Raw genomic sequence first — 4491 nt, 5'->3', positions numbered from 1 at the left:
GTCGAGACGCCGCTCGGCATCCTCACCGCGGTGATCGGCACGCCCTTCTTCATCTGGCTGCTTGCGTCGGCGCGTGGAGGCTGGTCGTGAGCCTCAGTGCCGTCGATCTCGCCTATGGCTATCCAGAGCGCCAGATCGGCTGGGCGATCACGCTGGCCCTGCGGGCGGGTGAGGTGCTTGCCCTGCTCGGGCCGAATGGCAGCGGCAAGACGACCCTGCTGAAAACCCTGCTCGGCCTTCTGCCGCCACATGCCGGCGGGCTCACCCTTGACGAGCAGCCGCTTGCTGGCCTGACGGTCTCAGAGCGGGCGCGAGCGCTGGGATACGTGCCGCAAGCACATGCCGGAACCTTCGCCTTCTCGGTCTTCGCTGTCGTCCTGATGGGGCGTACCGCTCATGGCGCGCTGTTCGCCGCCCCCTCGCGGCATGATCGCGAGGTGGCGATGGCGATGCTGGAGCGCCTCGGTATCGCGGGGTTGGCCGAGCGCCCTTACACGCAGATCTCGGGCGGCGAGCGCCAGCTCGTGCTGGTCGCCCGCGCGCTGGCGCAGGAACCACGCTACGTCATCCTCGACGAGCCGACCGCAAGCCTCGATTTCGGCAACCAGGGCAAGGTGATGGCGCAGATCAGGCGCCTCGCGGCCGAAGGACTGGGCGTGCTCTTCACCACGCACGACCCCAATCAGGCGCTGCGGCATGCCGACCGCGTCATGATGATTCGCGAGGGGCGGATGCTGGCGAGCGGGATCGCGCAGGACTTGCTGACGCCGGTGCGCCTGATGGAGCTCTACGGCGTCGGGATCGAGACGGTGCGGGACGACGCGGGCCGCGTCGCGTTCCTGCCGGGCGAATAGAGCTGTCCGAGCGTGGCCTCGGGGGCCGCCAGAAGGCATCCAGAAGGATATGATCGAGCGTCGGCGTGGCCGGTCGCTGGCCTGGCTATCCCCGCCCCAGCTCAACCGGCACCGAGAAGGAGCGCTTGACCTGCCCGAGCGCGAAGCTCGATTCGATCGAGGCGACATTGTCGAGCCGGGTCAGCTTGTCCTTCAGGAACCGTTCGTAGGCGGCGAGGTCGCTGACGATGATGCGGAGCAGATAGTCGCGCGGGCCGGTCATCAGGTAGCAGTCGGCCACTTCCGGCCAGCGTGTCACCGCCGCAGCGAAGCGGTCGAGTTCCTCCTCGCGCTGGCGCTCCAGCTTGATCGAGGCGAAGACCGAGACCGGGAGGCCGAGCTTGTCCTGGTTCACGACCGCGACATAACCCTCGATGATGCCCGCCTCCTCCAGCAGGCGAACCCGCCTTGCGCAGGGTGAGGGCGAAAGCCCGACTTTTTCGGCCAGGTCCTGATTGCTCATGCGTCCATCGGCCTGGAGAGCCTGGACGATACGCCGGTCGATATCGTCGAGTTTATAGTCTGGCATCTTGTCTCGCTTTCGTTCGCAGGATTAGCGGAAAGCGCTAAGATGGAAAGCATCGTCGGCGATCTTTGGCAAAAATCGCTGCCGGAAGCGTGCATGATGGCTTTGCCGTATCGAGAGAAGCCAAATGACTGATCCCCGTCTGCCGATTCTCGCCGAACTCGAGAAGAAGATTCTCTGGCTCGCCTCCTGGACGATCCATAACGCCAACCACCTTCGCGATAACGGCGATGGGATGAAGGTGGGCGGGCATCAGGCTTCGTCCGCGTCGCTGGCGACGATCATGACGGCGCTCTACATGGCGGCCCTGAAGCCGCAGGACCGGGTCGCGGTGAAGCCGCATGCCTCGCCGGTCTTCCATGCCATCAACTATCTGATGGGCCTGCAGACCCGCGAGAAGCTGGAGAATTTTCGCGGATACAAGGGCGCCCAGAGCTATCCCTCGCGCACCAAGGATATCGACGATGTCGATTTCTCGACCGGCTCGGTCGGCCTCGGCGTCGCGCAGACGCTCTTCTCCTCGCTGACCCAGGATTATGTGAAGGCCCATGGCTGGGGCGCAAGCCGGCCGGATGGGCGCATGGTGTCGCTGATCGGCGATGCCGAGCTCGACGAGGGCAATATTTTCGAAGCCCTGATGGAGGGCTGGAAGCACGGCGTCCGCAACACCTGGTGGGTGATCGACTATAACCGCCAGTCCCTGGACGCGGTGATCCGCGAGGGGCTCTACGACCGCTTCGAGACGATGTTCCGCAATTTCGGCTGGGATGTCGTGACGCTGAAATATGGCTCGCTGCAGCAGGCCGCCTTCAAGGAGAAGGGTGGCGAGCGGCTGAAGGCCTGGATCGATTCCTGCCCGAACCAGCTCTACTCGGCCCTGACCTTCCAGGGCGGCGCTGCCTGGCGCAAGCGCCTTATGGATGATCTCGGCGATCAAGGGCCTGTGACGACGCTGATCGAGAGCCGCTCCGACGCCGAGCTGTCGAAGCTGATGTGCAATCTCGGTGGCCACGATCTGCCCTCGCTGCTCGAAGCTTTCGAGGGCATCGATCACGACCGGCCGGTCTGTTTCCTCGCCTATACCGTGAAGGGCTTTGGCCTGCCGCTTGCTGGGCACAAGGACAATCACGCCGGGCTGATGACCAAGGAGCAGATGGAAGGCTTCAAGAAAGCCAACACGATCCGCCCCGGCCATGAGTGGGACCTGTTTGAAGGGCTGTCGCTGCCCGAAGCCGCGCTCCGCAGCTATCTCGACAAGGTGCCCTTCTTCTCCGAGGGGCGCCGTCGCTTCTCGGCACCGTCGCTGCCTGTGCCCGCGAAACTCGAGGCCGGCATCCAGGCGACGATGTCGACGCAAATGGGCTTCGGCAAGGTGCTGGACGAGCTGGCGAAGCTCGGCGGCCCCCTGGCCGACCGCATCGTCACCACCGCGCCGGACGTCACCGTCTCGACCAATCTCGGGCCATGGGTGAACCGGCGCGGCCTGTTCGCCCGGGCCTCGATGGCCGATACCTTCAAGGACGAGCGCATTCCCTCGATGCAGAAATGGGAATTCTCGCCGAAGGGCCAGCATATCGAGCTCGGCATCGCCGAGATGAACCTCTTCATCAATCTTTCGGCGCTTGGCCTCTCGCATTCGATCTTCGGCGAGCGGCTGATCCCGATCGGCACGCTCTACGACCCCTTCATCTCGCGCGGGCTCGATGCGCTGAACTATGCCTGCTACCAGGATGCGCGCTTCATGGTGGTCGCGACGCCGTCTGGTGTGACGCTGGCGCCGGAGGGTGGCGCACATCAGTCGATCGCGACACCTCTGATCGGCATGAGCCAGGACGGGCTCTGCGCCTTCGAGCCGGCCTTCGTCGACGAACTCGCCGTGATGATGCGCTGGTCCTTCGAATACCTGCAGAAGGATGGCGAGGGCGATCCCGACGAGCRTACCTGGCTGCGCGATGAGACCGGCGGCTCCGTCTATCTCAGGCTCTCGACGCGGCAGGTCGAGCAGCCGAAACGGGCAATGACGGCCGATCTCGAGCGCGACATCATCGATGGTGCCTATTGGCTCAGGAAGCCCGGCCCGAACGCCTCCGTCGTCATCGCCTATACCGGCGCGGTTGCGCCTGAGGCGATCGAGGCTGTGGGGCTGCTCGGCGAAGACCGGCGCGATGTCGGCCTGCTCGCCATCACCTCGGCAGATCGGCTCAATGCCGGCTGGCAGGCGGCCGAGCGGGCGCGACAGCGCGGCAATCATGGCGCGACCAGTCATATCGAGCGGTTGCTCGGCGAACTTTCACGCGATTGCGGTATCGTGTCGGTGCTCGACGGACATCCTGCGACACTGGCCTGGCTCGGCAGCGTGCACGGCCACAAGCAGAAGGCCCTTGGCGTCGAGCATTTCGGCCAGACCGGCACCGTCGCCGACCTTTATCGGCATTTCGGCATCGACGCGAACGCGATCGTGCATGCGGCGCAGGCCGCGGCGCCAGGCCGGCCGGTGCGCTATCTGAAGGCGCTGCCGTAGGCGGGGGGGTATCAGTCCTTGCAAGGCAAGGCGCGGTGGCGAAAGGCCCCCGCGCTCTACTTCGCCAGCCCTTGTTTCACATTGACGCCTGCGAGCAGCGCGCCGCCCACAAGGAAGAACGCGATCAGCACCGCCAGCCCCGCCTGCTGACTGGCAAAGACGGTGGTCGCCAGCGCCACGAAGGTCGGGCCCATGAACGAGGTCACCTTGCCCGACAGCGCGAAGAGGCCGAAGAACTCGCCATGCCGGCCCGCCGGTGCGAGACGGGCCATCAGGCTGCGCGAAGAGGCCTGGAGCGGACCGGCGACCAGGCCGATCAGCAGGCCAAGAGCGAGATAGATCCGCTCGGGCACCGAGGCGAACAGCCCGTCGCCTGGTGCCGGAGGCGTAGCCGGCAGCACGAAGAAGATGCGGTCGGGCCCGAGCGAGAGGATGCCGAGGCAGGCGAAGAGCAGGCAGGCGATGGCGCCCAAGACCACGGGCTTGCCGCCGATGCGGTCATCGAGCTTGCCGCCGAACCAGGCGCCGAGCGTGCCGGTGATGGTGAGCAT

General features: G+C 65.5%; 4 protein-coding genes. 2 read left to right on the top strand and 2 right to left on the bottom strand.

The features are described 5' to 3' along the window. Positions 1 to 86 precede the first annotated feature (86 nt). The gene (locus tag AC1DRP_RS35180) at positions 87 to 854 is read left to right on the top strand and encodes an ABC transporter ATP-binding protein (protein ID WP_476770965.1); all 768 of its coding nucleotides are present in this window, start codon (positions 87 to 89) and stop codon (positions 852 to 854) included. Between the two features lie 85 nt (positions 855 to 939). On the opposite strand, the gene AC1DRP_RS35175 is transcribed toward AC1DRP_RS35180, so the two are convergent. Beyond that, positions 940 to 1422, bottom strand: coding sequence for an Lrp/AsnC family transcriptional regulator (locus AC1DRP_RS35175; protein ID WP_043242082.1), 483 nt, complete (start codon positions 1420 to 1422; stop codon positions 940 to 942). 124 nt (positions 1423 to 1546) lie between these two features. Here AC1DRP_RS35175 and AC1DRP_RS35170 point away from each other — a divergent pair, with 124 nt between their 5' ends. Further along, on the top strand, positions 1547 to 3940 hold the full coding sequence (locus AC1DRP_RS35170; RefSeq protein ID WP_476770964.1) for a transketolase-like TK C-terminal-containing protein: 2394 nt from the start codon (positions 1547 to 1549) through the stop codon (positions 3938 to 3940). Positions 3941 to 3996: 56 nt separating this feature from the next. Here AC1DRP_RS35170 and AC1DRP_RS35165 read toward each other — a convergent pair. Beyond that, positions 3997 to 4491: MFS transporter (locus AC1DRP_RS35165; RefSeq protein WP_476770963.1), on the bottom strand; the 495-nt coding region annotated here is incomplete at its 5' end.

The sequence above is a fragment of the Allobosea sp. 01N443 genome, from assembly GCF_056399325.1.
The sequence above is the reverse complement of the archived record's forward strand: the minus strand, read 5'-3'. Positions and strand labels throughout refer to the sequence as shown.